The sequence below is a fragment of the Vampirovibrio sp. genome (genome assembly GCF_041737375.1).
Taxonomy (GTDB): domain Bacteria; phylum Cyanobacteriota; class Vampirovibrionia; order Vampirovibrionales; family Vampirovibrionaceae; genus Vampirovibrio.
Genome location: NZ_JBGSRV010000011.1, coordinates 64,567 through 90,644, shown reverse-complemented (window position 1 = coordinate 90,644; position 26,078 = coordinate 64,567). Strand labels below are relative to the sequence as shown.

General features: G+C 51.2%; 20 protein-coding genes. 9 read left to right on the top strand and 11 right to left on the bottom strand.

Annotated features, from left to right (window positions below; all coding sequences use genetic code 11):
- Positions 1–566 precede the first annotated feature (566 nt).
- The 3 genes from topA to ACEW81_RS08590 all read right to left on the bottom strand — a co-directional run bounded on the left by topA (position 567) and on the right by ACEW81_RS08590 (position 5,150).
- Entirely contained in the window at positions 567–2,816 is a 2,250-nt protein-coding gene (topA, locus tag ACEW81_RS08600) for a type I DNA topoisomerase (protein ID WP_373532571.1), read from the bottom strand.
- A gap of 138 nt (positions 2,817–2,954) precedes the next feature.
- Positions 2,955–3,140: a CPXCG motif-containing cysteine-rich protein gene (locus ACEW81_RS08595; RefSeq protein ID WP_373532570.1), complete on the bottom strand. Its 186-nt coding sequence runs from the start codon at positions 3,138–3,140 to the stop codon at positions 2,955–2,957.
- Positions 3,141–3,155: 15 nt separating this feature from the next.
- Positions 3,156–5,150, bottom strand: a complete 1,995-nt coding sequence (locus tag ACEW81_RS08590; protein ID WP_373532569.1) for an ATP-binding protein — start codon at positions 5,148–5,150, stop codon at positions 3,156–3,158.
- A 299-nt stretch (positions 5,151–5,449) separates the two neighbouring features.
- On the opposite strand from ACEW81_RS08590, the gene ACEW81_RS08585 reads away from it, so the two are divergent.
- Both ACEW81_RS08585 and ACEW81_RS08580 read left to right on the top strand, forming a co-directional pair.
- Positions 5,450–6,436 (top strand): zeta toxin family protein, encoded by a 987-nt coding sequence (locus tag ACEW81_RS08585; protein ID WP_373532568.1) that lies wholly within the window; start codon positions 5,450–5,452, stop codon positions 6,434–6,436.
- Between the two features lie 170 nt (positions 6,437–6,606).
- A complete protein-coding gene (locus tag ACEW81_RS08580; protein ID WP_373532567.1) occupies positions 6,607–7,002 on the top strand; it encodes a hypothetical protein in 396 nt (131 codons plus the stop codon).
- A gap of 26 nt (positions 7,003–7,028) precedes the next feature.
- Here ACEW81_RS08580 and ACEW81_RS08575 read toward each other — a convergent pair whose 3' ends face one another.
- The 3 genes from ACEW81_RS08575 to ACEW81_RS08565 all read right to left on the bottom strand — a co-directional run bounded on the left by ACEW81_RS08575 (position 7,029) and on the right by ACEW81_RS08565 (position 11,112).
- Positions 7,029–8,321, bottom strand: coding sequence for an NAD(P)/FAD-dependent oxidoreductase (locus ACEW81_RS08575; protein ID WP_373532566.1), 1,293 nt, complete (start codon positions 8,319–8,321; stop codon positions 7,029–7,031).
- Between the two features lie 163 nt (positions 8,322–8,484).
- Positions 8,485–9,660, bottom strand: coding sequence for a hypothetical protein (locus ACEW81_RS08570; protein ID WP_373532565.1), 1,176 nt, complete (start codon positions 9,658–9,660; stop codon positions 8,485–8,487).
- 15 nt (positions 9,661–9,675) lie between these two features.
- On the bottom strand, positions 9,676–11,112 hold the full coding sequence (locus tag ACEW81_RS08565) for an MBOAT family O-acyltransferase (protein ID WP_373532564.1): 1,437 nt from the start codon (positions 11,110–11,112) through the stop codon (positions 9,676–9,678).
- A gap of 178 nt (positions 11,113–11,290) precedes the next feature.
- On the opposite strand from ACEW81_RS08565, the gene ACEW81_RS08560 reads away from it, so the two are divergent.
- From ACEW81_RS08560 to ACEW81_RS08545, 4 genes are all read left to right on the top strand, one after another.
- On the top strand, positions 11,291–12,373 hold the full coding sequence (locus ACEW81_RS08560; RefSeq protein ID WP_373532563.1) for a CE1 family esterase: 1,083 nt from the start codon (positions 11,291–11,293) through the stop codon (positions 12,371–12,373).
- A gap of 727 nt (positions 12,374–13,100) precedes the next feature.
- On the top strand, positions 13,101–13,724 hold the full coding sequence (locus tag ACEW81_RS08555) for a lipocalin family protein (protein WP_373532562.1): 624 nt from the start codon (positions 13,101–13,103) through the stop codon (positions 13,722–13,724).
- Positions 13,725–13,870: 146 nt separating this feature from the next.
- Positions 13,871–14,485 carry a lipocalin family protein gene (locus tag ACEW81_RS08550; protein ID WP_373532561.1) on the top strand — a complete coding sequence of 205 codons (615 nt, stop codon included), beginning with the start codon at positions 13,871–13,873 and terminating at the stop codon, positions 14,483–14,485.
- A gap of 179 nt (positions 14,486–14,664) precedes the next feature.
- Entirely contained in the window at positions 14,665–16,392 is a 1,728-nt protein-coding gene (locus ACEW81_RS08545) for a hypothetical protein (RefSeq protein WP_373532560.1), read from the top strand.
- Positions 16,393–16,470: 78 nt separating this feature from the next.
- On the opposite strand, the gene rsmG is transcribed toward ACEW81_RS08545, so the two are convergent.
- A complete protein-coding gene (gene rsmG / locus ACEW81_RS08540; protein WP_373532559.1) occupies positions 16,471–17,199 on the bottom strand; it encodes a 16S rRNA (guanine(527)-N(7))-methyltransferase RsmG in 729 nt (242 codons plus the stop codon).
- Between the two features lie 237 nt (positions 17,200–17,436).
- On the opposite strand from rsmG, the gene ACEW81_RS08535 reads away from it, so the two are divergent.
- A complete protein-coding gene (locus ACEW81_RS08535) occupies positions 17,437–20,358 on the top strand; it encodes a tetratricopeptide repeat protein (protein ID WP_373532558.1) in 2,922 nt (973 codons plus the stop codon).
- A 215-nt stretch (positions 20,359–20,573) separates the two neighbouring features.
- Here the strand turns inward: ACEW81_RS08535 and ACEW81_RS08530 are convergent, their stop codons facing one another.
- Together ACEW81_RS08530 and ACEW81_RS08525 are read right to left on the bottom strand one after the other, a co-directional pair.
- Positions 20,574–21,470: a penicillin-binding transpeptidase domain-containing protein gene (locus ACEW81_RS08530; RefSeq protein WP_373532557.1), complete on the bottom strand. Its 897-nt coding sequence runs from the start codon at positions 21,468–21,470 to the stop codon at positions 20,574–20,576.
- A 152-nt stretch (positions 21,471–21,622) separates the two neighbouring features.
- Positions 21,623–22,336, bottom strand: coding sequence for a hypothetical protein (locus tag ACEW81_RS08525; RefSeq protein ID WP_373532556.1), 714 nt, complete (start codon positions 22,334–22,336; stop codon positions 21,623–21,625).
- A gap of 330 nt (positions 22,337–22,666) precedes the next feature.
- Here ACEW81_RS08525 and ACEW81_RS08520 point away from each other — a divergent pair, with 330 nt between their 5' ends.
- Both ACEW81_RS08520 and ACEW81_RS08515 read left to right on the top strand, forming a co-directional pair.
- Entirely contained in the window at positions 22,667–23,101 is a 435-nt protein-coding gene (locus ACEW81_RS08520) for a VOC family protein (protein WP_373532555.1), read from the top strand.
- Positions 23,102–23,287: 186 nt separating this feature from the next.
- Complete coding sequence (locus ACEW81_RS08515) at positions 23,288–24,646, top strand: hypothetical protein (protein ID WP_373532554.1); 1,359 nt, start codon at positions 23,288–23,290, stop codon at positions 24,644–24,646.
- Positions 24,647–24,799: 153 nt separating this feature from the next.
- Here ACEW81_RS08515 and ACEW81_RS08510 read toward each other — a convergent pair whose 3' ends face one another.
- Entirely contained in the window at positions 24,800–25,444 is a 645-nt protein-coding gene (locus ACEW81_RS08510) for a carbonic anhydrase (RefSeq protein WP_373532553.1), read from the bottom strand.
- Between the two features lie 119 nt (positions 25,445–25,563).
- Positions 25,564–25,935 carry a hypothetical protein gene (locus ACEW81_RS08505; protein ID WP_373532552.1) on the bottom strand — a complete coding sequence of 124 codons (372 nt, stop codon included), beginning with the start codon at positions 25,933–25,935 and terminating at the stop codon, positions 25,564–25,566.
- Between the last annotated feature and the right edge of the window lie 143 nt (positions 25,936–26,078).

Genomic DNA, 26,078 nt, shown 5'->3' with positions numbered 1-26,078 from the left:
GAATCTTACGATTCAGTGTCAGTATCTACCTCGCAGCAGATACCTCGAAATCTTCAGGATAATTCCTGTCCTTGGCTCGCGTTATATTAGATTTGAACGGAGTCTTTTTAATGTTCCAATATTCAGTTTTCAAAGTACGAGCCCCGTAAGGCCGCTTCACTTAAAGCATTGAAACTTGAGCTTGGTAGCTGTTGCTTGTTTTGACTGAAGTGAGGGGGACTTAGTGAGTGGGAGGAGTTATATCTTACCGCTTCCGATTTGCTTGTCAACTACTTGTTTACTGAGCGACTCGGGGGCTTGACTGACTCGTTCCCGGTGACTTGAGGGGAGTTATATCTTATCGCTTCCGACTGGCTTGTCAACTACTTGTTTACTCACCAGTTTTGCGACTCGTTTCGCTCGCCCCTTGTGTCGTGAGGGGAGTTTCATAGTAAGTCGGGCAATACACCTTGTCAACCGATCAGTTTTAAAAAGTATAAACCGGCTAATTGACAAGAGGGGAGAACGTTTAAGGCAATTTTAAGTGGCTTGGCAAGCAAAAACTGGCCATAATTTCTTTTTACGCTTTAAGATTCTTGAGCTTTGATTTCCCCAAACTTGGGGCTCCACCACTTGCCTTTGGACTGGAAATACACCACATCGGCATGCTTTTTTTCGGTGCGGGCCTGGGCATCCGAGCAGCGCAACAGCTGCTTTTCCACACGGTCCTTCACATACGGGTAAATCTCTAGCGGTTTTTTACAAACAGGGCAAGGGTGCTCACTTATTTCTACCGCTTTAGTGCTAGCCCCATTGGCTTTAGACTGGGGCGCTTCCCACTGCTTTGAGCGCTCCGACCAGAAAAGAACCACATCCTCACAAGTGCCAACGCACTTCAAAAAATAGCCCTTGCTCACTTTTTGAGTGGGCACTTTGCCCATCAGCTGGCTGCAATTTGGGCATTTGGTGCGAGATTTGGCCAAGTCCTGCTTATTGCCAGCGCCCCGATACAAGCGCTGGGGGAATTTTTCCTTGATAGCCAACCGGGCTTTTTCCAGCTCCGGCTTTAAATAGGCCTGATTCCAGCCGATTAAGTACTGCTCCCACGCCTGTTTGCCTTCTGCGATATCATCCAGACTGCTTTCCATGGCCGCCGTAAATTCGCTGGAAACAATATCGGGCAGAACATCCAGCAGAACCTGATCGGTGCTTAGCCCTAAGGCGGTAGGATGAAGCGTTTTCCCTTTCAATTCCAGATATTCCCGCTCTTTCAGGGTTTTCAGCGTGGAAGCATAGGTAGACGGACGGCCAATTCCTTTTTTTTCCATCAGCTGAACCAGTTTAGGCTCGCTATAGCGAGAGGGCGGCTGGGTTTGCCGTTTTTCATGACTGGCATCAGCCGCGTTCAGCGCTTGCCCTTTTTGCAGGGTGGGCAACTGAGAGGCTCTATCCAGATTATTCCAGTAAAACGTGTAGCCGGGAAAAGACACCATCATGCCCCGAGCTTCCCAAAAAACAGAGCCTGAGCGGGTTAAAATAACCGTTTTCATCAACTTGGCGGGCGCCGCTTGCGAAGCCACCGCCCGACGCCAGATCATGGAATACAATCCGTACTGATCGGGGGTCAGGTATTGTTGAACGCTTTTGGGCGTAATAAATACATCGGCGGGCCGAATGGCTTCGTGCGCCGCCTGAGCGCTTTCTTTAACCTTATGCTGCTTGACTTTGCCAGTGGGCAGGTTTTTCGCGTCTTTTTGAGACAAGTAACTTCGGGCCTGCTCTATAAATTCTGGAGATAACTCCACCGAATCGGTCCGCATATAGGTAATCAACCCTTTTGGACCATTGGCCAGCTCCACCCCCTCATACAGGGACTGAGCCACCGCCATGGTTTTTTCCGGGTTCAACCCCAACTGGGAACCGGCGCTTTGCTGTAAAGAACTGGTGATAAACGGCGGCGGCGGCGATTTGGTGGTTAATTTCCCTTCCGCCTTAATCACCTGATGGGGTTCCTGCCTGGCAATGGCCGTCAAACGCTCCGCTTCGGCCAACGTTAAAACCTTGGTGGATTCCGGGGCTTTCACCTCATCGCTTTTGGCATCATCGTTGGCGTCGTCTTTAGCGCTGTCATCGTCATTGGCGGTATTTTCAGGCTGAGCGCCCTGGGCTTGCCCCTTGTAAAAGGCCCTGAAGGTAAACGCCTCGGAAGTCTTCACCTCATCCGACAGAGGCGGATCTCCCTGATAATCAACCCACACCGACCAGTAATCCTGGGTGGTAAAGGCCTGAATTTCTCGCTCTCGTTGACAAACCAGATGCAGGGTGGCGCTTTGTACACGCCCGGCGCTTTTGCCCCCGGTAGAATGCCACAACAGGGGCGAAACCCGATAACCCACCAGTTTATCCAGACATTGACGGCATCGCTGGGCATTAATCAGATTCATATCCAGCAGGGTTGGGGAAGCGATTGCCGCCTTAACCGCCTGCTCGGTAATTTGACTGTAAATAACCCGCTTGGGGTTTGATAAATTCAACTGCTCGGCGACATGCCAGGCAATGGCCTCCCCTTCCCGGTCAGGGTCAGTGGCCAGATACACTTCATCGGCGTTTTTGGAGGCGGCCCTTAGCTTTTGAATCACCTCTTTGCCCCGATCCCCACGGGCCACATAACGGCAAACCACGCTGGATTCTTCCAGATCAAAGCCCAGAGCGTCCACCCCATCGTGCGCCAACTCGGTAATATGGCCCACACTGGGCTGCACATTCCAACCCGGGCCCAAAATGCTACGCAGGGTTTTTAATTTACCGGGAGACTCAACAATTAGCAGCTTTGCCATTACAAAAACCTAAATACGCGCTCAAAACATTCAAATGCTCCCACTCATACCAAGCGGGAATTTCAACATACCATACGATCCCCAATGCCGGATGCAATCCCAAAGCACTGTTAAGCCAGAGGCATCAAAATCCAGAAATCAGCTTTCCGGTTCACTCTCGGCCACATAAGCCTCTTCCAGCTCATCCCACCAGATAGACAACCGGTTCGGCTGACAGCAGACCTGACAATCTTCCACGTATCGCTGGTTCTGGCCCCCTGAGGGATCGATAAACACCGAATTTTTTTGAAAACAAAAAGCGCAAATGAAAAACTCATCCATCATGCACCATCAAGTCAGTCATCCTGCCTCTACCGGGTTCGCCAGCTTATCGGGGGCTTTTTCCACCTGCTGCACCACTGGCAGAGAAACAAAGAAACGGGTTTCCTTATTTACTTCGCTTGTGGCCCAAAGCTTTCCGCCATGAAGTTCTACAATTTTACGAGAAATATACAAACCCAGCCCGGTGCCAATTTGCTTGAACTTGCGAGATAGGGAATAGTACTTATCAAAAATTCTGGGCAGCTCTTCCGGGGTAATGCCCTTGCCCTCATTGGAAAACTCAACCAGCAGATGCTCTTCCCCATCGGTCACACCGCCCATTGCAATGCTGACCCGAATGGGACAACCCTTACGCCCGTAACTAATGGCATTGGACAACAAGTTATGGAATACCCGCTTCATCTGAATCACATCAATCCAGGCATCGGGCAACGCCATGGCGCTATCCAGCTCTAGCAAAACATCTTTCTTTTCCGCCAAGGGTTGCAAGGTGGTCATCACTTCTTTGGCCAGGCCCGCCAACTGGGATTTCTTGCGGTGCAGACGCACATGGGACGATTCCAGTTTATAAAACAGCAAGGTGCTGTTGACCATATCCACCAAATCGTGAACGCTGTCTTTAGCCCCCAGCAAAAGCTTCTTCTGCTCATCGTTAATGGGGCCAATAATGCCATTGCCCAGGGTTTCCAGTACCATTTGCTGAGCCAGAAGCGGAGTTTTCAGGTCATGGGTTAAGGTGGCCACATAATTTTCCTTCACCCGCTCCAGTTCCTTCAGGGTAGAAATATCACCCATAACGCAAATAAAGCCGTGTTCTTTTTTCCCGTTTTTTTCCTGGGTAATACGAGAAGCATTCAGGCGCAAGGTTTTTGGGTTGCCTTCTGGGGGATCAATCACCCGTGTTTCCAGCACATTGGGTAAATCCACCGCAAACTTTTTGGTGGTGCATAACAAATGAGACAGCTCACCGCATTTCCCCATATTGGGGCACTGGCACTCAAACAGCTGGAAAAAATTCTGCTCCCGCAAATCCGCTTCCGATTTGCCCAGCCATTCCCGAATGACCGGGTTGGAGATTTGCAGATTCAGCTTGTCATCCAGCAGCAAAATCCCATCGGGCGACGCTTCAAAAATAGTCTCAAACTGCTTTTGAGCCTCTTCCAACTCCGATTTATGCTGCTTGGAGCTCATGATCACTAGGCCAATCAGGAATAAAATCAGCAGACCGCCCCCCCACAAGCTTCCTCGCTGCAACAACAGGGTTTCGGTGGGAGAATTGACCGGGTTGAGCTGGAGTTTCCACTTTTGCCCCAGCAAATTAAACCGGGAAGTGTAAACCCGCTTATTTAAATCCGGGTTAATGGTCACATGCTCAAACAGTTTCACCCCAGCCGGATCAATCAACTGAATTTGATAAGCCGAAAAAGAAGGGGCCAACGGCTGGAACACCTTTTCCATGGAAATTTCACCGGCCGCATAGCCCAAAAAGTCTTTGCGGGGGTTATTACGATAAATGGGAATAAAAGCCCAAAAGCTTTTGGGATGGTTTAAAAAGGGAATCAGCCGCGAAGTAGAGGCATTTTGCGAATCCTTGGCGCTCAGCAAAGCCTGGGTCATTTCCCCCTGTTTCAGCAGGGAGTAGTTATAAAGCCCTGTGTTTTCAGGGGTCAGGGGGTACACCTGCCGAATGCTCAGCTTGGGGTCAATGTAAAGCAAGCGTTGAAAACCGCCCAGGGTAGAGGTAATGGATTTGCCATATTGCTGAAAATCGTAATGGGTAATGTCTGTAAAGTTCTGATACACCACTTTCAGGGCAATCAAGGCCGTTACATGCTCTTCCAGAGACGATTCCACCTTGGCCTGCAAGCGCTCAGCGTCCAATACCTGACGGTTGCGCTGATCTTTATTAAACCCTTCCGCCAGCAGCACATCCAGGATCAGGATCACTCCCAATCCGGCCAGCAGAATCATGACCAGCTCTTTTTCTTTAATCAGTCTTTTGAGGAATCCCATGCGCTTTTCCAGCTATGTTCTGTAAATCCTTATAAATTATAGCTTACTCCTTCCCCAGCGCTGTTGGCCATTACTCCAGGGATTATTACACCCCGAACAATAAAAAGCCTAAAACCAGCGACAACTTGCGACAAAAACCAAGCAAATCAGCCAATCCATGAAGCGTTGAAGCTTGGCAGGATTTTTCCTAAAGGTTCAATAAAACTGTTACGAGATCTTATGATCTTGTTCACAAAATCTTGAGAGTCGTTTTTATAAATTTATAAACAGCAGGTAATGGGGTTCAAGTGGGGGAATAAATGATAAACGCGAAAGCATTAGCCACTATGGGCACTTCCAGTGCGCCAAAGTCTGCTAAAGAGTTTTTGAATGACGGAATTCAGGCGTTTAACAAACAAAAAAATATAGTAAACGATGAACTATTGGCTGGTGGCAAAAGGAATGCCGAAATCCTGACAGAGGCAGCCGATAGTTTCTCCAAGCAGCCGAAAACCAGTACGGCAAACTCAGTGGCCCATCAGGGAGATGAAGTCAGTATTACGGCAAAAGCGTCTAAAATTCCTACAACCCCTGAGAGACAATGGAAACTGAACGAGGTCTTCTCAGAGCGTGAAATCCAGTGGATTAAAAGCATAGAAGCCCAGCAAAAGGCATTACCCGTTACCAAAATAGCCGATGATCAAGTGGCCACTCTAATAAGCAAAAACTATGGCAAAGGCGCTACAGAAAAAGGGAAGCAGCTTCATCTGGTCGTTGGCCCTCCTGGCTCAGGCAAATCTTCTGTACTGGTTGACCCATTAAGCAAAAAACATGGGGCCATGGTCATTGATTCGGACGCCATCAAGCCTCAAATCGAAGGATATAAGAACGGCCTTGGCACCAATGCGGTTCACCCGGCTTCCGCAAAAGTCGCCAATCAAATGTTGGTTAAAGCCATGAACAACGGTGACAACATCGTCCACCCGATTGTAGGGCGTAATGAAGCCGATTTAATCAAAATGATTGAGGTGGCTAAAAGCAAGGGCTACAAAGTAGGCTTGCACCTGGCGGATGTTCCACCGCAAGTTTCAGCACAGCGAGTGATTGCAAGGGCTAAAGCCGGAGCGGCCAAGCCTGACGGCGTCATCCAGATGGTGTCGCCTGATTACGCGCTCAACACCGTGGGCAACTTACCACAGCGGGTTTTTGAATCGGTAAAGAGCAAACCGGGACTGGTTAGTGAGTTTAGTCACTTTAATACCAACGTGCCTTGGGGCCAAAAACCAATTCTGGTACAAAACGGGTAAAGTCTCGGAATCTACGCACTTTTAACTTTTGTTTTACCTTATAAAGTAACAACGAAAAGCCCAAGCCTAATCGCCTCGGTTTTTCAGCTCTTTTACCCCAGTCCTCTGCAAGAGGGGCGAGGTAAAAGGTTATTTACAAAGCGGTATAATGAAAGTTAGGGATAAGTACGATGCCAAATTTGCAGTTTTTTAAGCCGCGGGAGTTAAGATTTATGGCAAACCAGGGCAGTGATCCATCACGAGATAACCAACCCAATTTTAACACCTCCCAGAAGCAGGCAATCCGCAAGCAGGTTGAGGAAATGATAAAACAGGGGTATCAACAGAATCATCTGGTCGTTAATCAGGATGGAACGGTGGTTTACGATCCTGAAGCCGTTGAGCAAGACGCTTTTATCCAAGCGGTAAAAGACGACGAAACGCAGAAGGAAGTCCAGCGACTTACCGAACTGGGTTATCAACGGGAGCATTTAACGATTACCGAGAATGGAAATGTGGTTTATGACCCTGAAGCTGTTGAGCGGGACGCGTTTACTCAGGCACTTGAAAACGATCAAAAAAAGTAAACGCCACTCCTACTCAGTCGCATAAATCAGTCGTAAGAGCCTTTTCCGGTAATCAGGCGGGCGCTGTGGCGGCGGGTGAAAAAGGCCCATAGCCACTGCATCATGACCAGTACCTTGTTATCAAATTCCACCAGGTACATGACATGCACGAAAGCCCAGATAAACCACGCTGGAAAACCGCTTAAATGAACGTTGTTCAGATCCGCAACGGCTTCGTTAATGCCAATAACGGCCAAGTTTCCCTTGTTAATATAGTTAAACGCCTTAACGGGCTTGCCCTTGCGTCGATTCAAAAGCAGCTTGGCAATATAACGACCTTGCTGCATGGCCACTGGGGCCACACCCGGCAAGGGGCGCTTATCCGGGGTATGCGAAAAGTTCGCCAGATCGCCGACGATAAAAATATCCGGGCGTCCGGGAACCGACAAGTCCGACTCCACCATCACCCGACCGCCCCGGTCCAGCTCACACTCTGTTTTTTCACAAAGCAACTGACCCAACGGCGAAGCCTTGACCCCTGCCGCCCATAAAATGGTCCCAGCCGAAATATGTTCGGTCTGCCCATCGTATGACAGGGTAATCAACCCTTTCTCAATATTGGTAACCGAGGTTCGGGTTCTTAGGGTCACACCCAGGCGTTCCAGGGTTTCTCCAGCCTTTTTGGAGAGATCTTCCGGGTAGGCGCCCAGCACCCGTGGCCCCATTTCCACCAGAATAATCTGGGCCGTGCGGCAGTCAATACCTTTAAAATCGGCGGGCATGCTAAAGCGGGAAAGCTCGGCCAAAGCCCCGGCCAGCTCTACACCAGTCGGGCCACCGCCCACAATCACGAAATTCAGCAGGGCTTCCCGTTTTTGAGGATCGGGTTCCTGCTCGGCCTTCTCAAAAGCCAGAAAAATCTTGCGACGCATATCCAGCGCCTCTTCCACGGTTTTAAGGCTTTGGGTATGCTCCATCCAGGAATCATTGCCGAAATAATGGGTCATACCGCCGGTGGCCAGCACCAGCATATCGTAGGAAAACCCTTCTCCCTTCTGCTTGAGGGTGAGGGTTTTGGCATCCGGGTTAATGTCCAGTACTTCATCCATAATCACCTGGACGTTATCGAATTTTTTAACCACCGTGCGTAACGGGGAAGCAATATCACCGGGCGACAAACTGCCGGTGGCGATTTGATAGAGCAAGGGCTGAAAAAGGTGGAAATTTCGCTTGTCGATTAGCGTAACCTTGACCGGCTGGTTGCCCAATGCCTGAGCGGCGTATAATCCGCCAAAGCCACCGCCGACGATAACCACATGAGGAATCGAGGAAGCTGTCATTCGGAAATTCCTTCCTATTTAAAGCGAGTGAGGGTGATGGTGTAAGCTGAACACTTTATTCAAGCAGTAGTATTCCACAAAGGGTCAATCGGGATCAAATCCTTCCCGATTTCAAAGCCTCATTTCATTCGCCCTAAAAAACAAAAAACCAGACGCTTCAGTTTTAGGATGGGCTTAACACCGCCGCCAGTTTTTCTGAAAACAAACGGGCGCCTTCCGGGGTGAGGTGGCGGGGATCGGCAAACAGAGGGCCCTGATGGACAGGCAAATGGTGGTTCAAATCCACCCGTGCCACCGGGTGCCGCTTTAAAAGGCGGGCCAGCCCCTGTTGATAGGGGGCGGATAAGGGTGATTTTTGAAATTCCCGAACATAAGCAGGGTGGTTGGGCCAGGTGACCAGCGCCACCGGAATGCCCTGGCTCTGGCAGTAAGCCAGCAAGGCTTCCAGTTTTTCAAAATGCACCGCCGATTGGGGATCGATATAATACTTGCGGGCTTGGGCCACGCTGGCCCGAATGCCCTGGGGCGTTTTCATATGCCTGCTTTGCGATTTGGGATACCACCCGCCTGCCAGCATGGCCTCGCTTACCCAGGCGGGTGGGGGGCCTTCTTGTTCAGATTCTTCCAAAGCAGGTTCCAAAGGCTGCTTTTCGGGCGATTGGGCATTGGCCATAGGCAACCGCAGGGCTAGGCTCCCGGTTAGCTTATCGCTCACCTTGCCCAGCAAGTTCACCGGGGAAAAAGTATAGCGATACTGCCGCAAACTACTGAAGGCAGAGGTAAACAGCTCCTGCTTTACGTTGTTGGCTAGTAAGGGGTTGGCCATCAGGGTGCCAGCCAGAGAGGGGGCTTGCTCCAGCAGTGTTCGATAATACAGGGCGGGCAAATAATAAAGCTGGGCGTCTTTTTCCTGAAGCGACGGGCTTAATTCCAGCAGAATCAGTTGGGGTTTGCCGTATTGCCGTTGATGAAAGCGCAGATAGGCCTGCATGATATCGTAGCGGTTATTGGGCAAGCCCACATTAAAGCTGTGAGCGCCATGGCCAAAGCGGCGATTGAACACCGTGGGGATAAATCCATTGTTGGTTTGCGAAGTGCCCAGAAACAGAACATTGGTTTGTTCCGGTTGCTGGGCTTGCAGCATTTTGAGCTTGACCGGCAGGAAGTTGCCATAACTAAAGTTAAAGCGGGCATTGAGGGAAGAGCAAGTGACAACAATCGTAAACAGCCCGTTCAATATCAAAAATCCAAGCACGCCAAGCAAAATGGGCCGAAAAGAATGAGCGCTCGCTATCGGCGGGCTGGTGGGCGGCGAACTGGATGAAAGGGGGGCGGTCATACAGGCGGCATTTCCCTAAAATTGAAAGTAAATAAACTGCTGGGAGGAACTGCCCCCCACCGTGAACAGAAAATAGAGAAACACCCCATAAGCGGCGGTAATGCTTGTTTCTCGCCAAAAAAGGCTGGTGAGGCGAGGTTTGACAAATCGAATGAAGGCATGAGCACCTAAAAACAAAAGCACCATCAGCAAAGCGGTTTCGGAACTGATAAAGGAAAGCCCCTGTTCCACGCTACCCGCCGGTGCCTGAAGGAACTGCCAGCGAAAGGGATGAACCATGGCATTCAGCATGTGCCAAGCCTGCGGTAGGGTTTCCGCCCGAAAAAATACACGGGTTAGGCAAACCGCATGAAAGGTCATAAAAATGGCCATTACTTTTGGAATCAGACGATTCACGCCCCAATGGTTGCCCGCCTTGTACCCACACAGAAACACCCCGTTCAGCAGGCCCCAAATCACAAAATTCCAGCTGGCCCCATGCCACAAGCCCCCCAGCCCCATGGTGATAAACAAATTGCGATAGGTGTTGAACCGCCCCCCACGGTTCCCGCCCAGCGGGATATACAGGTAATCCTTCAGCCAGCGAGAGAGGGAAATATGCCACCGCTGCCAAAATTCGGACATGTTTTTAGCGAAATAAGGGGCGTTGAAGTTCTCTGGCAAGGTGTACCCCAATATCAGGGCAGACCCCTGGGCCATGAGGGTGTAACCAAAAAAGTCGCAAAACAGCTGAATGCTGAAACTGTACACCGCAATCCAGGCCGTATTGAACGCCTGCAATTCAGGATGCCCGAAAATCAAATCCACATACACCGCTATAATGTCGGCAATAAATACCTTGAGAAAAAACCCCAGACAAAAACGATGCAACCCCTGCACCAGCAGACTTCGGCTAAAGCGGGGAGACTGATCAAATTGTCGCAATAACTCGCTGGCCCGCACAATGGGCCCGGCGATTAAATGCGGGAAAAAAGCCACATACGCCGCAAAGCGAATAAAGGAAGGGTGCGGCTTTTCATGCCCACGGTACACATCAATAAGGTAGCTAATTAGCACAAAGTTGGTGAATGAAATGGCCAGCGGCAGAAAGATATCAAAGTGCTGAGGGGTGGCAGGCAGGTGTAAAAACCGCAAAATTTGCTCGCCGGTTTGGGCCAAAAAGTTGGCGTATTTAAAATAGGCCAGCAAAGCCAACTCGGTAGTCACCCCAAAAATGAGCAGTTGTTTTTTAAACCGGGGCCAGCGCACCATGGCTCGGCTCAACCAGTAGAAATATAGAGAATCCACAAAAATTAAGGGGCCGTAAATCAGTCCGTGCGGAGGGCTCCAGCTCATGTAAAACAAATAGCTGGCCAATAGCAGCATTGGCACCCGAAAACGGGGTGGCAACAACCAGTACACCAAGGCCACCAGCGCTAAAAACAGTAAATAAAGCGGACTACTAAACAGCATTTATTTTAAACCTGAAATCATGGTCAACCGTGTAAGGTGATGGCCTGTGTATTCTGTTTTATCCGGTTCCTCACTAATGACACAGGGCCGATACCTTTATAAACAAAAGCAAACTCAAAAATTGCCAAGGCCAAATCCGACCTCAAATCCCGCCCCAAATACTGTTATGATGAAGACAATGTACCAGTTAACGAGCGTGTTTTTGTTGAAACTCAAAACGATAGCCAGTCTGCTGCTTTTACAGCTGCTTTTAACCAGTGCCGCCCCCATTAACGCAGTAATGCCCCGCATTGTGCTGCCTCCCAAAATCATTCATACCGAAGAAAGCATCCAGAGCGCGGACGCGGAACTGGAGCCTACCACCGGCGAATTCAACACCAAAGACGGCTTGACCATCAACGAAACGCTGCTGGTGGACAGCCTGATTCGAAAAACCATTGTGCATTTGCCCAAGCATTATGAGGCCCACCAAAAACGCCCATTGGTCATTGTGTTGCACGGTGCCAAATTATCCGGGTGGATTGCCCAGGCCGTGACCGGCTTTGACAAACTGGCCAATGAAGAACATTTTATTGTGGCCTACCCCGACGCGCTGCATCAGCAGTGGAACGATGGCCGTCGGGCAGGGGACACCCCCTCTTATGGCATTGATGACGTGCATTTTATTTCTACCTTAATTGACTATATGGCCTGGAAATACAACATCGATCCCGATCAGGTTTATGTGGCCGGTTATTCCAGCGGTGGCATGCTGGCCCAAAAACTGGGACTGGAATTGACCCATAAAATTTCGGCCATTGCCGAGGTGTCGGCCAGCCTGCCCATTAACCAATTGCAAAAAAACAAAAAGCCCAGCAGGCCCATTTCTCTGTTAATGATTAACGGCACCGCCGATCGGGCCTTTCCGTGGGATGGCGGCTCCACCCGCATTATTCGCATTAGCGTGGGAGAAGTGGCCCCCATTATGACCACCTTTGACTACTGGGTAGAAGCCAATGGCGGCCCCAGCGAATTACCGCAGCGCAAAGATGCCCTTCAGAAAAAAGTGGGCGGCACCAAAGTCAGTTTACGGAACACCCGCACCCAAAATGGCAAATGCGTTATGCTCTATCAAATTCATGGGGGGGGGCACACCTGGCCCGGATCAGAAGTGCCTTTACGCTATATTCCCTTTTTGGGCCGCCAAAGCAGAAACCTGAACGCCAGCGAGCTGATTTGGGAGTTTTTCAAGCGCAACCAGCAAGACTGTCAGCCCATTTAAAAGTATAAAAAAATGAGCGGCCACCCACACAGGCGGATCCGCTCATAAGAATCAGTCAAATCGTTAAAGTCACAATAGCAGTGCGTATTTAAACCTTAAAAAAGGCTTTCCTTATTAGTGTTGAGACTGCTTAAAGCTCTCGTTCACCAAAAACATCCCGCACAATACGGAAGATCCGGTCACGACCAGCGCAGCAACATATACTTCCATGTCAGTCCTCCTTTATTCCTCTTTTGGTCAGATGTCCTCATCCCCTGTTGAATCAGAAAACCCGTTCTTACAACCGTTAATTGAAACTGAGTCGATCGTTTTACAGTCGCTTCGTCTTACATCGATTCTTGGGTTATTAAAAATGTTTGGTGTTATTCCGTGTGAAATTGATGATACTCATATTGTACCGGTTGGAACCCATGTTTGTCACCTCCCGGATCGGCTGATTATTGGTGTGATTCCAACACCTACCCCCCAGGCGAAGAACATCCCGCAACCGTCTATTACACCGACTGAAGGGGCAAAGACTGCCTCAAGCCATCCAAAGGGTTATCTCAGCGGCTCAGGGCGTTGATATAGACCGTCAGGGTAATTGCCTCTACAGTGTGCTTGCGCTTGAATTCTAAATATTGGCCACTGGTCAAGCAGAAATTATTAAACAAAGGAAAGCGGCGCTATGACAAAACAGGGATTCCTCATCGGGCGACTACTCGCAATCAGTTGCCTGGGGCTATTCATGAGCCAAGGGCTATGGGCGGCGGCAGAACCACAAACGCCTCCTGAGGCAACGACCCAACTGCCTCCCCTGAGTCAGGCCCCTCCCCAAACCGCGCCCAGCGTTGATCTCAATCAGTACACCGGCAAGTGGTACGAAATTGCCGCCATTCCCATGTATTTTGAACGCAAATGCGTGGCCAACACCACGGCGGAATACACCCAAACCACCTCCGGTGAGGTTTCTGTATTTAACAGCTGTGAAAAATCCAATGGCAAACGACTGAGCGCCGTGGGTCTGGGCCGCATTGTTGATCCCCAGAGCAACGCCAAGCTCAAGGTCAGCTTTTTAAACCTGCCCTTGCTCGGTTGGCAGTTTTGGGCCTCAGGACACTACTGGATTATGGATGTGGCCCCCGATTATTCCACCGCCTTAATTGGACACCCCGATCGCAAGTACGGCTGGATTTTAGCCCGCACTCCGCAGCTGTCCACCGAAACCCTGAAGGCATTGAGCCAAAAGCTGGTTCAGCAAGGCTACAACCCCTGCGACTTGATCACCATGCCGCAAGCGGGCGGACTAACCAGCAAGCAACCCTTATGCACCCTTACCGGAAACCCAACCGGAGCGGCCACCCAACCCTAAAACACGTTTTTAAAAACTGGCCCATCCTTAAAACGCCCGTTACTTTTTTCACCCAAATGGACAGTAACGCACTTGGTTTCACGCCGTGAAACGTTTAGAATAGTGCGACACTTGTCATTTTGTAAACAGCGTGAAAGAGGATGCCAATGGGCTTCAAACAAATACTATCCAGTGTATTGATGATGGGCCTATTGGGGAGCGCCGCAGCCATGGCCGAGAAGCATCCCCCTTTAGAACCGGTCAAAAAGGTGGAACTAAGCCGATTTTTGGGCAAGTGGTACGAAATTGCTTACACCCCCAACATTTTTGAAAAACAGTGCGTTGGCAACACCACCGATGAGTACAGTTTGCTGTCTCCCACACTGATTAAGGTGATTAATCGCTGCGATACCAACAAAAAACCCTTTGTGGCCGAAGGGCGATCCGAAATTCTGGATGCCACCGGGGCCAGGCAGCGCACTACCTTTCTCAAACTATTCCGCTGGATTTACCTACCCCTTGGAGACTACTGGGTTACCACGCTGGATCCCCACTACACTCACTTTATTGTGGCCCAGCCTTCCCGGCGTTACGGCTGGATTTTAGCCAGAACCCCGCAACTGCCTGTGGAAACCCTGAAAGCGCTTTCCCGCAGCCTGAAACAACAAGGCTATAACCCCTGCGAATTTGTGACCACCCCTCAGGCAGGCGGTTTAAAAACCAAGCGTTCCTTGTGTGACGTGACCGGTGATACCGCCCCCAAAAGTTTGCCCAAGCTGTAAAAAGCCCCACCCAGCGTTGATCAGCACCCAGATGTAAATCCCCCTGCCTGCCCAAAGGGCTGAGCCTGTCCCCGCTAAACTCGACCGGATGGTTGATGAAGCCCCCCTGAAAACACGTTACTTTGAGGATATATATCCCTTGTGGATTGGCCCAAACGAGTGGAAAGAACGGTGGTGGTATGAGCGTGACTCGCAAGATTCAGTGGGATTCCATCTATTGTGGTTCAAAGCGGCAGTGGCTTCTGGCCCTTGGCATCGCCCTAACCCCTTGGTTTGCCGCCACTGGCTGGGCGGAAAACTTTGATTTGGAAAGCGTGGACTTTAAAACCGTCCAAAACCAAACCCATATCATGCTGCACACCGGCAGCATTGTGCCAGTGCAAAAGATACTCACCTCTGACAATAAGCTGATTCTGGAAATCGATCAAATCAACGCCAGCCAAACCGTACGCACCAACTTTACCGGGGCCAGCAACATCAGCCACGTGATCATGCAGCCCATCAACGATCACAAGGTGCGCATGATCATTCGGGGAGAAAACCTTGCGCCGCCCACCATCGCATTTTTCAACCCCAGCAATAATACGGCTAGTATCAGCAATCCCGATTTTCAAAACCCCAGCCTTTCAAACAACGACAGCTTCCATCGCCAAACCCAGGAAACCCTTCAGCAAATTCAGGACAGTGGGATGCAATTAGTGGAACCCACTACTTTAAAGCTGGCAAACAAACCCACCCAAGCGGCAAGCAAGCCCCAAACCACCCTGCCACCCCCCAATACCAACAATACAGCCGACACTCCCGCCAAAACGGGTCTAGATCTCATTGAATCGGAAGGTATTCCCTTTAGCGGGCTGGTGGATAACAGCACCAAGGGAGAGTCATCCAGTTTAACCCCTGCCAACTTGCCCGCCGCCACCGAAAAAGTGGAGCCGTTAAACCTGACGGGCATGGACATGCCAAACACCAGCAACGAACTGCTTGAAAAAGCCAAAAACGGACGCTACAACAATTATATTTTAGGTGGATTGCTGGCCTTGCTGGCCTTAGGCGTGAGCGGGGCGGTGATTCATAAAATCATGAAACTCAAGCAAGTGGAACCCGATCTGGAAGAACTCCTGCTGGAGCAGAACAATGGCAAAAAAGTCAGCTTTAAGGATATGGCCAGCGCCTACCGCAGCAAGCACGATTTAGAACCCAAGGGCGAACACAACGGCTTTAGCAGCAAACCCAACGGCAAAAAACACGTTGAGGATCTGATCGGGCTGCGCTCGCTCAATCAAATGGATCTGGACTCGCCTGCGGCGGCTCCCGCCAAACCCATGCCTAAAAAACCGGCGGCCCCGCAGCAGCCATTATCCGGTACCGATCCGTTCGCCGGTAAAACACCCACCATGGAGCAACTGATCTCTATGGTGCAAGCGGTTAGCGAACCCAAACAGCCTGCCGCCAAGCCCCCAGCCCCCTCTAAACAAGCCATTAACCAATACCGGCAAAACGAAAAGCCCAAGGCCCCGCCCGCTAAAAAAGCCACTTTCCCCGATGAAACCATGGTGAAAGAAATGAAGCGGGCCCAAGCCTTGCAGCAAGAACTGCTTCAACAGGCCCAGCAGCAAATTGCGGCGGCTCAAAACCCCAAAAACCAATCCAAAACAGCGCCGGTTAATCGGGCCATGGCGGCTCAAAAAACAGTTCAACCCGTTAACTTTAAAAACGCCCCGGCCACCAACCCGGTGCCTGTTCGCAAGCCAGCCAGCCCTGCCATGAACGCGGCGGCAGTGGGCAAAAATGGCCCGCTTCCCGGCAACCCGGAAGTGCTGAACTTTTTGCGAAATGTGGCCGAGCTAATGGAAAAAGACGGCAAACCCCAAATCGCCAACAGCATCCACAAAAATTTAAAATCCTAGCCCTAAGCAGCGCAAAGACGCTAGTAGACCACCCCAACAGATGATTCTCGAACAGCGCTTAAAGCTATCTTTAATGCACTAAATCGGTTTTTTAGAAGGCAAACCCGAATTGCGAGGGTAAGCGTCCTGCGTGTGGGCGGTTTTCTCAAACACCAGCAAACGAGAACCCTGTAGTTTTTCCAGCCCAAAGGTTCGGGTTTCGCTGTAGCGGGTGGCCAGCACCTTCAAAGCTTTTTGAGAGGCGGCCAGTTCTACTTCGGCGTTCAGCCCCTTCATGGCCAAAAAGCGCCCTTTTACTTTCACCAGTGGCATACACAACTCCAGCAAGGTGGGCAAAGTGGCGACCGCACGAGCGGTGACCACATCAAACTGCGCCCTATAGCGCCCATCCCGAGCCATTTCTTCGCTTCGTAGGCTCAACACCGTTATATTTTTCAAGCCCAGCGCGTGGGCTGCCTCCTGAATAAAGTTCGCTTTTTTGCCCACCGATTCCACCGCCACCACCGATAAATCGGGGCGAGCCAACGCCAGAGGGATGGCCGGAAAGCCTGCCCCGCTGCCAATATCAGCCACGCAAGCCCCTTCGGGAATCAGGGGGCTGAGGGTTAAAGAATCCAGCAAATTGCGATCCAGAAAATCCTGGGGGGCGGTAATGCGGGTGAGGTTAACCGACTGATTGGCGGTTAACAACAAGGTATAAAATTGCTGAAACAAAGCCAGCCGGTCTGCGGGAACAGGCACCTCAATACTCTGGCAATCGGCCAGCCAGGCATCCCATTGGGCAGAATCAGGTTGAGCAAAAGACATGGGAATCAAACTTTCTTGCGGGGCATTTGGTATCAAAATCACAGATTGAGATCAAAGAGTGAAGTCAGAGATAGAAATCGAATAGCGCTATCGGCAGAGAACAGGCCACTCCTCCAGACCGAGGGTTTTTGGGCCTGCGCACGGCAGGAACCCACTTGGGCGCAACACCCAGTGTACAATAAAAGAGAGTGAGTATGGGTAGCCACAACACCCCCCACGCAATCGGGAACCTTGGCAATGGTATCGCCTCTAACTTTTATCAGCCCGGCCCTTATCGAGCGGATTGAAAACGGCTCGTTCGTTCCCGCGCGCCGCTCCAAACCGGAGGCTTCCTTTTCGGAACGCCGCAATGTGCTGTCCCCACTGGCAGTTACCAAGCGCTGCATTCGCTATGAACCCAAAGTTTTTCAACATCGCAAGCCTTTTATTTTAAAAATAGCCCGTTCCTTGAACGCCCCGGCCACCAAAATCGTGCTGGTGGGCGGCGCTCAGGGCAGCGGCAAAACCAGTCTGGTACGTGGGCTGATTGAGGTCATGGGCAGCCATCAGGAGCAACTGCTGTGGTTTGACGTGAACCGGCACACCGATTTTGAAGAGATTATCCAGTTCCTGATCCAGTACATTACCTACGTTTGCGCCAATTTGGGGGAAGCAGGCGCTGAACACCGAGCGGCCCCAACCAGTGGCAACCCGCAGGAAGATTTATTAAAGCGGCTGGAACACCTGATTGCTCAGGTGGCCCATATTCCCCTGCTGCTGGTGCTGGATAACGTGGAATACATTGTAGACCCAGAATTACGCTTCAACTCCTACCCTTTTAAGGAAATGCTGAATTTTTTGCTGGCCTTTCCCAATATCAAAATGGTGCTGATTGGGGAACGCTTGCCTTATGCGGATATGAGTCCCAATCAGGAAGGCGTGGCCGACATTCGGCTGGAAGGCTTACCCGAAGAGGACGCCATTGCCTTGCTGGAACGTTTAAGTCAAGCCGAAAACCAGCCGCCCGATCCCGGCATTTTAGAAAACATGGCGGCCCCCCAAGCCGAACAAGCGGCCTTGCGCCAACTTTGGCGTAAAACCGATGGCCAGCCCTGGTTGTTGAAAATTGCCTATTATTTACATCATCAAGCCCATCTTAATTTTCAAACCCTGAATCGCCTGCTGGAAAATCCCGCTGGCGGGGAAAGCGATACCGCTCACACCCTAACCACGCTGGCTGGTCTGATTTATCAGCGTTTGCCCGATCAGCATCGCCGCCTGTTTCAAATTTTATCGTTCATTCGGCATCCCGTAGATACCCCAACCCTGCTGGCCTTAACCGGCATGTGCTTTCCGGTGTTAGGACCTTCCGGGCTGGACCTGCCAGCCCTTCAGGACATGCTGGAGCATTCATTGCTAAAAGGGCTGCTAAAAGTGAAATACCCGCCTCAGGAAGTGCTGGACCATATTCGCAATAGCGGCGATCCAGAACAGGGTTCCACCCCCGCCAACCCACAGGCCCGCAGTTTTAAGCCTTGGTACGAGCTGTATCACGCCATGAAGCGCATTTTGTACACCAGCCTGCCCAGCGAAGAGCGGGAGCGGGTGCATGGTATTTTGCAAGATTTTTACATGCGAGAAAAGGGGCTGGAGGCCGACACCCGTGTTTTAAAAATTAAAAACCGGGCCATTATGGCCGAAGCCAAGTACCATGGCAGCGCCTCTCGAGAGCGCAAGCCCGCCAGCGGCGCCATGCTGCTCAACAACCCGGATGGCCACACACTGGCCTCCAAAGCTTATCTGTCCGGGTTTGGCAAGCCAGTAAGCGGCTCTGCCCCACTCACACTGGAAGATTACAAAAACATCCAGCTGCCAGAGGCCATGCCCATTGAAAGCGTATCCGCCGAAGTAGTGGCCGAGCAGCCCTCCTTTATGAGCCTATTACAAGGCGGCAACGGTCATCGCTCCATGCAGGCCCAATTGGCCGAGCTGGAACTGACTGAAGAAGAAAAACAACTGCTTTCCCATCAGCAAAGCTTGGGAGAACGGCTGGATTTGGAAAATCAAAAACGGCAAGCCTCCAAAGAGGCTCCCGCTCAGCCCGCTGAACAGAGCGTTTTGCAAACAGAAAAGCCCATGTCTGCCGCTGTTGATGTGCTATCGGCCTCCCAACTGGCCAAAGCTCAGGATGCCCAGGAAAAAACCATTCAAAATCGCTTAACTGCTGCGGTGGCCGCTCAAAACCATGCCCTGATCGCTCAGGAGCTGGTGGAACTGGCCCGCTACCGTGCCAGCCATGGCCGTTATGAAAGCGCCGGTCATTGCCTGCAAAAGGCGCTTAGCCTGAAAAGCGAAGCCAGCAAAGAAGTAGTGGCTGAAATATATCGCCTGAACGGCTCGGTCAACAAAAAAACCTTCCATCACAATGCCGCATTATCATCTCTGGCCAAAGCCGCGGAAGTTATCCGCAAACTGATGTATGAGGATGACACGGTGGGGGCGGTGTGGCTGGACCGACTGGGGCAGGTTTATCAGGATTTGGGCGAGATACACGCCTACCGAAAGCAATACCCGGACGCCACAGAAGCCTTTCAGCAGTCGCTGCGCTGGTACCACTCCTCGGACAATGTGACCCGTCAGGCGGAAGTGCATTTTCAACTGGCCACCGCTTACGATGATCAGCAACAAGCGACAGAGGCCATTGAGCATTACCAAAAAGCGCTCTCGCTGGACGAGGCGCAAGGCAATCAGCAGTCGGCGGCGGCTTCTTTGTGTAATTTGGCCGGACTTTATCAGGAACAGGGGCAAGTTCAAAAGGCCGCTGCCTGTTTTTTAAGGGCGCTGCGCCATGATCAGGCCAGCCAGAACAAAGAGGGCCAGTGGAATACCCTGGAAGCCTTGGCCAGCCTGCACATTCAACAAAAAAACTGGGAGCAGGCCGAAAATGTAACCCGGCAAGGACTGGGGCTGGCCGTTCATGAAAGCGCCCCCCTATGGCAAGCCAGTTTTTATATGAAGCTGGGCCAGATTTATGAGGCCCGGCAACAATGGCCACTGGCCTGCAAACAGTTTCAACTGGCCCAATCCAGCGGGGCGCAAGTGCTTTCTACCGAAAGCTTGCGCTGGATTGAAACCAAAATACAGGAAACCCAACGGCGGGCAGCGCAAGAACCCCGGTAACCGACAGAACATTCGCACGGCGCCACACTGACACAAGCCCACGCCATGGCCAGACCCGGCAGAGGGAATTCGCACATTGCCAATGGGAAGTTAAGCCAGTTGAAACCGGGAGATTGGCAAAGGGCTGGCATGATCATTCTTAAGGGGTAAGGGATCAATACTGGATCGGTGCTGTTTGTTTTTTTGACAACCAGCACCCTGTATTATCTCCGGGTTCAGGCCCATGAGTGGCTGAGCAAATAGCGGCTGGCGGTAGGGATCACCACATCTTTGGCGGTGCCGTTCAAGGCACGGGCGCAAAACACGTATTTGGGATTTTCAACCGGAAAATACCCCACCACCCAGGATTGATAGGTGCCGCCAGAGGGAGCGGTTCCGGTTTTGGCCGCAATATGCAGACGGTTGGCAGGATCGAGGTTGTGAGCGGTGCCCCGAGTAGCGGCCAACCGCATACCCGTTTGTAGCACTTGCCAGGTTTGGGGCCGAAAACCGGCAATATCCCGCTTGGCAATATGCCGGGTCATTCGCAACAGTTGGGCGGCACTGGGCTGCATAGCGGTTGATAAGCCCAGTACCAAGCGCTGGGAAGAATATCGAAACGCGGACTGAGTGGGAAATAAATAACCGTCCCCGGAGCGCGTGGGCCGGTTCAACTGAAAGGCTTCCGCGTATTGTAAAAACCGGTGACTGCTGAGTACTTCTGCCGCCTGAGCGAAGTAAATACTGCAAGAAACGCCCAAAGCCTGCGCCATGGTCAACTTGCCGTGGGCCTGCTGGCAATGATAGCGCTTTCCTTTCAGCACCCAGGTACCCCGGCATTCCAACACCTGATGGGGAGAAATCAACCCTTCTTCCAGCAAGGCGGAAGCGGCCACCAGCTTCATTAAGGAACCGGGCAACCCGAAGCAGGCGTGGGCTTGCTCCGGGCCGTAAATATGGCCATCTCGCAGAGACGACCACCAGAAGGGCGGGGTTGGCAATTGCGCCAGTGCCGTTTGAAGCCAGTCATTCGAGAAAAAGGAAGGTAGCAACAAAGCGCCACTGGCTGCGGCCAGTGCCTTTAAAAACTCACGCCGGGACAGGTGGTTTGAACCGCTAAAATAATCGTGCATTCAATCCTCAAGAGATGCAATGATTGCTGCTGAGTAATGGACTGCATTTATTGTACGGCCTGAAAGATAAAAATTCATTGCCGGTTGGTTGAATTGTTTTTAGGCAGGGAATGACATGAGGCGTAACAACAAGCCGCTTGGGTGTGAATCCCTTATTTTAAGTATTTGGCCATTTCAAACACAAAGCCTTGCCGACCGCTACGCTTGTTGTTAGGAATTTGATACCCCCCAAACAGGGTGACATTCCCCGGCAACGCATAACTAAAGCCGGTGATGAAAAACCCCAGGGCATGGGTGCCGGAAAACCAGTCGCCCTGTAGCTGTAAACGGCGGGTAATGGGTTGCTCGTAAGTGCCTACAAAGCCCACCGTGGTGCGCCCGAATATTTGCCGGGTACCGGTGCTAACCCCAGCGGACAAGCGAGTTTTCAACTTAGGCACCCGTCCGCTTAAGTGCGCGTAGGTCCAATTACCCACCCCTTCTCCCTGCAAGGAAATCGGCACGATTTCTCCCACCGTTAGCTTCAACTCCCGCTGCGGCCACTTTTTAGGCAGCAGGGGAACAATTTTTTTAAACCCCAGACCCAGTGCGATATTATCGGAAGGGGGTGCGTTCAGGTTAAACAGGGTGGCGTTCAACTCAATATTGTGACCAATGCCGTGGGCGTAATATTCGGTGTTCACGATAAAACGCCCCGGCTGCCAGGTTCGAAACTGGGACTCGTGCTGCAGAAACGTCTCTCCCAAGGGCATGACATCGGCAGATGGGGCGTTAAAAACGGTTTGCTGCGCTTGGGCAATATTCCCGGCCAGCAAGCCAAAGGCCAAGCAACCCCACACGACCCGCAACACCGTATTATTCAACAAACCGTCCTCACTTTGCCGCTCAGGGCCTTACCTACCCATCATCCCAGAATCAGTTCAATCTGAAAATCACCAAACGCCAAAGCCTACCCCTGTTGCCCCCCATAAATCATGAATAGACTGGTAGGGGAGCTTTCATCCGGGCTGTGTTCATACTTTAATAACCTTCGTATGAAACAACCTTTACACCTTATTGATGACTCTCAGGTGGTACTGAGCAATCTGGCCAACCCGGAAGGCTTTTAGGAAGACAGGGGCAAAGTAACCCGTCCATGCAGTCCATCCATTCCAAACCTGAATCATTCAGCCGTAAACCACAGGGAGGCAACCACCATGTTTTTACACACCCGGCTTAAAGTACGCAATCTGGAACGTTCCATTGCCTTTTACACCCGGTACTTCAATATGGTTTGCCGAGGGCGAAAAAGCTCGCCCCGTGGCAGTCAACTGGCTTTTTTAACCATGCCCGGTTCCCCCACCGAGCTGGAACTGGCTTACCTCCCCTGGGATCCCGATTTTCAACTGCCCGAAGACATTTTTCACCTGGCCTTTCGGGTGCAGGACATGAGCGCAACCGTTGTACAGATGCGTGCTGATGGCATTAACATTACCGAAGAACCCAGCGGCAGATCCGGCGGTGGCGATATGGCGTTTATTGAGGACCCGGATGGGTATGAGATTGAATTGCTCTCCTATGGGCCGGGAGAATTTGAGGCCCTGCAAGCTGAAATAGACGCCATTTCAACCCAGGCGGCAACGCCTCATTAAAATAGGCATTTAAAGCGGGGTATTCAACGGCCCCTCTCAACAGCCCAAAGCAGATGGACAAGGTTAGGCAATACAACAAACGGGCCAGAAACTCTATTCAACTGGCTCGTTTTTGCAGTGTGCTTTATGATAAAGGTTGAGTTTGAATACTCCATTTTGATTAAAACCGATAGGGAAACTATTTTTATGCGCTTTAACACAAGAATCGCTCCGCTTTGCGGTTTACTGCTGGCCAGCACCATCCTGTTGTCCTCCCTGCCCGTGCAGGCCAAGGAATTGATGTCCGCCTTTGACTTCAACGCCCTGCAACAGCAACCCTCCGTGGTTACTAAAAACTATGTAGAAACCAAAAGCCCCAAACTGGGCACGTTTTCCCGCAAAGAGTCGGTGGATGGCGTTCACCGGGTGGGCATCGTCGGCTTTCAGGTGGTTTTTTCCGAAGTGGTGTCCGAACAAACCGACGGCAGCACCTGGAAAGGCATTACCCAGGGCAACTGGTCTGATAACCGCTGGGAGCTGGATGTCAAAAATATTACCCCTGAAGTTCGCCAGCAAATTACCGATCAAATGTACCAGCAGTTTCAGGCCCAATTGGCGGAAGCGGGCTTTGAAGTGGCCCCTCAATCTGAATTGGCGGCCAGCGCCAATTATCAGAACTACTTGCAGCAAACCCTCAGCAAAGGCAGCCACAACCCCGATTTAATCAGCAACACCCAACGGGCCACCAAGTTTGGCAAAAACGTGGTGTGGTCGGTAGTGCCTGCCGGGTTTCCGCTGGAAAGCCTCAGCACCGCCTCCGATATTTTCGCAGGGGCCAAACCCGGCTTTGTGGATGGCATGAAAGGGCTGGGCGCAGGCTTTGCCCAGGCCGGTGAAACCAAAACCCGCACCAAAGCCTATCAGGACTTTTCCGACTTCACCCCCATTGCGGCCACCTATTATCTGGACTTTAAAAAACTAAAAGCCATTGGTGGCTTTTTACCCGGCAATCCATTTGGCAGCAGTGATAAAGATTCCACCTTTGGATTATCGGCCACCCCCGGCAGCCATGTGCGCTTCTATACGCACTCCGGCGCACAAAAGCGGGATTCCTACGCTGCCGCCCACCAATTAAACTTCATCCTCAAAAAAGCGGTAGAAGACATTCACCCGGTGGGGCTGGTTCGTTTTGAAAAAGAAAACGTGGGCAGTCAGGCACTGGGCATGGCCGCCAACCTGGCCTTTCGCCAAATGGGCATGTCTGGCCTGAAACCCGTGAGAAAAGTACGCAAATACGAACTGCAAGTGGAGCCTTCCACCTTTGGGGCTCAAGCCAACAAATTGCTTGGTACCGTCAATCAAATGATGGTAATGGCCATGGTAGATGAAACCAAAACCAGCGCAGCTCCAGCCACAGCGGCTCCGGCTACTCAGGCACCCGCTGAAAGCCCCGCCACTGAAAAAAGCAAGGATGTCATTCCAGGCCCCGGCACCGAAAACCCTGGCGCCGTGGAAGAATCCAGCATGAGCACCCCGGCTTCATCCGAAGAAACCGTGGCAGAATAAAACCAAAATCCACCACGCAACTAAAAAGTGCCTGATCCTACATGGTAAGATCAGGCACTTTTGTTGAGAGGTCAGGAAAGATTTATCCGATTAAAAGCCGCTTGCAGCGAAAGTTTTAAACCATGAGCAAACGGCAAACAATCGGCATGGTAACTAATGAACCAGTGCAGGCTCCGGGTAAGCTTGCTCAAAGGGAACAAACTCCTTGTCGCCAGTGGAATACACATCAATACTGCCAGATTCAATGTGATAAACCCATCCGTGCAGAGACAACTGCCCCGCGGACAAACGGGCCGCCACCGAAGGAATGGTTTTCAGGTGACTCATCTGCACCTGAACATTTTGTTTAATGCACAGGCTCATGCGTTCTTCCTTGCTTAAGCTGGCCGGGGCCGCCTGTACAATGGCCCGTGTGGAATCCGCATAGGAAATCCATTGCCTGATAATCGGAATATCCTCTACCAAACGAGCGTCGAGCAAGGCTGCCATGGCCCCACAACAGGTATGACCACAAATAATAATATGCTCCACATTCAAAACGGTAACAGCATACTCAATAGAGGCACCGGTACCACCATAAGGCGAACCATGAGGCGGAATAATATTACCGGCGTTTTGAATCAAAAACATGCTGCCCGGGTCGGTCTGGGTAATCAGGGAAGGGTCAATCCGGGAGTCCGAACAGGTGATAAACAGAATTTTAGGGTCCTGCTTTTTGGCCAGAGCTTGAAACAGGGATTGCTTCTCAGGGTAAATTTCCTTTTGGAATTTTTTAACCCCTAAAATAACTTGTTCCATTCGATAGTCCTCTTTTCTTTAAAAACTTCGCTTTTCGCTTATTAAATACAGATTTTACGGAAGCCGCCTGTTGGCATCAAGCGCCGACTTATCAAGCAGCCGCTCGGGCCATTTTCACCCTACAGGCACAGGCTGAAGCTTGGCGGATCTCGAATTTTCCTGGCTTGGGCATATTGCGGGTTAGGCTTGACGGTGGCGCTGGCAAAATGCAGTAAACGTGGTCGCTTATAACGAATTTGCGGATCCGTAATGGTATCTGTTTTGAGAACCGGCTGATTCTCGGGGTAAGGACAGGCTTCGGATTGCGTGAGGTCCAGAGCAATCATGCCGCTTTCTTCAGGCCACTGGGATTGAGGCCCAGACACATCAAAACCAGAGCCGCTCAGGATTAACCCAACCAGCAAAACAGCCAGTAGCAGGTACGTTGATAATTGCTGGCTTAATAATTTAAAGTAGGCCTGAATATCCAGTATTTTTAACTTGTTTGACACGAGCAAAGCGTCCTTATCCAGATTTCAACACCAGCTCATCGGGTATTCCTTGGACCTAGAGAGAAGCATTATACCATCAAAGCTGAGCAGCCCATTCAAGCAGGGAGGCAAAAGAAAAAGGCTCAACCCCATGCCCCGGAGAA

What these genes read in the sequence shown, in the direction of transcription:
- topA (WP_373532571.1), bottom strand. Translation starts at nt 2,816, where the DNA reads ATGGCAAAGCTGCTAATTGTTGAGTCTCCCGGTAAATTAAAAACCCTG.
- ACEW81_RS08595 (WP_373532570.1), bottom strand. Translation starts at nt 3,140, where the DNA reads ATGATGGATGAGTTTTTCATTTGCGCTTTTTGTTTTCAAAAAAATTCG.
- ACEW81_RS08590 (WP_373532569.1), bottom strand. Translation starts at nt 5,150, where the DNA reads ATGGGATTCCTCAAAAGACTGATTAAAGAAAAAGAGCTGGTCATGATT.
- ACEW81_RS08585 (WP_373532568.1), top strand. Translation starts at nt 5,450, where the DNA reads ATGATAAACGCGAAAGCATTAGCCACTATGGGCACTTCCAGTGCGCCA.
- ACEW81_RS08580 (WP_373532567.1), top strand. Translation starts at nt 6,607, where the DNA reads ATGCCAAATTTGCAGTTTTTTAAGCCGCGGGAGTTAAGATTTATGGCA.
- ACEW81_RS08575 (WP_373532566.1), bottom strand. Translation starts at nt 8,321, where the DNA reads ATGACAGCTTCCTCGATTCCTCATGTGGTTATCGTCGGCGGTGGCTTT.
- ACEW81_RS08570 (WP_373532565.1), bottom strand. Translation starts at nt 9,660, where the DNA reads ATGACCGCCCCCCTTTCATCCAGTTCGCCGCCCACCAGCCCGCCGATA.
- ACEW81_RS08565 (WP_373532564.1), bottom strand. Translation starts at nt 11,112, where the DNA reads ATGCTGTTTAGTAGTCCGCTTTATTTACTGTTTTTAGCGCTGGTGGCC.
- ACEW81_RS08560 (WP_373532563.1), top strand. Translation starts at nt 11,291, where the DNA reads ATGTACCAGTTAACGAGCGTGTTTTTGTTGAAACTCAAAACGATAGCC.
- ACEW81_RS08555 (WP_373532562.1), top strand. Translation starts at nt 13,101, where the DNA reads ATGAGCCAAGGGCTATGGGCGGCGGCAGAACCACAAACGCCTCCTGAG.
- ACEW81_RS08550 (WP_373532561.1), top strand. Translation starts at nt 13,871, where the DNA reads ATGGGCTTCAAACAAATACTATCCAGTGTATTGATGATGGGCCTATTG.
- ACEW81_RS08545 (WP_373532560.1), top strand. Translation starts at nt 14,665, where the DNA reads ATGAGCGTGACTCGCAAGATTCAGTGGGATTCCATCTATTGTGGTTCA.
- rsmG (WP_373532559.1), bottom strand. Translation starts at nt 17,199, where the DNA reads ATGTCTTTTGCTCAACCTGATTCTGCCCAATGGGATGCCTGGCTGGCC.
- ACEW81_RS08535 (WP_373532558.1), top strand. Translation starts at nt 17,437, where the DNA reads ATGGTATCGCCTCTAACTTTTATCAGCCCGGCCCTTATCGAGCGGATT.
- ACEW81_RS08530 (WP_373532557.1), bottom strand. Translation starts at nt 21,470, where the DNA reads ATGCACGATTATTTTAGCGGTTCAAACCACCTGTCCCGGCGTGAGTTT.
- ACEW81_RS08520 (WP_373532555.1), top strand. Translation starts at nt 22,667, where the DNA reads ATGTTTTTACACACCCGGCTTAAAGTACGCAATCTGGAACGTTCCATT.
- ACEW81_RS08515 (WP_373532554.1), top strand. Translation starts at nt 23,288, where the DNA reads ATGCGCTTTAACACAAGAATCGCTCCGCTTTGCGGTTTACTGCTGGCC.
- ACEW81_RS08510 (WP_373532553.1), bottom strand. Translation starts at nt 25,444, where the DNA reads ATGGAACAAGTTATTTTAGGGGTTAAAAAATTCCAAAAGGAAATTTAC.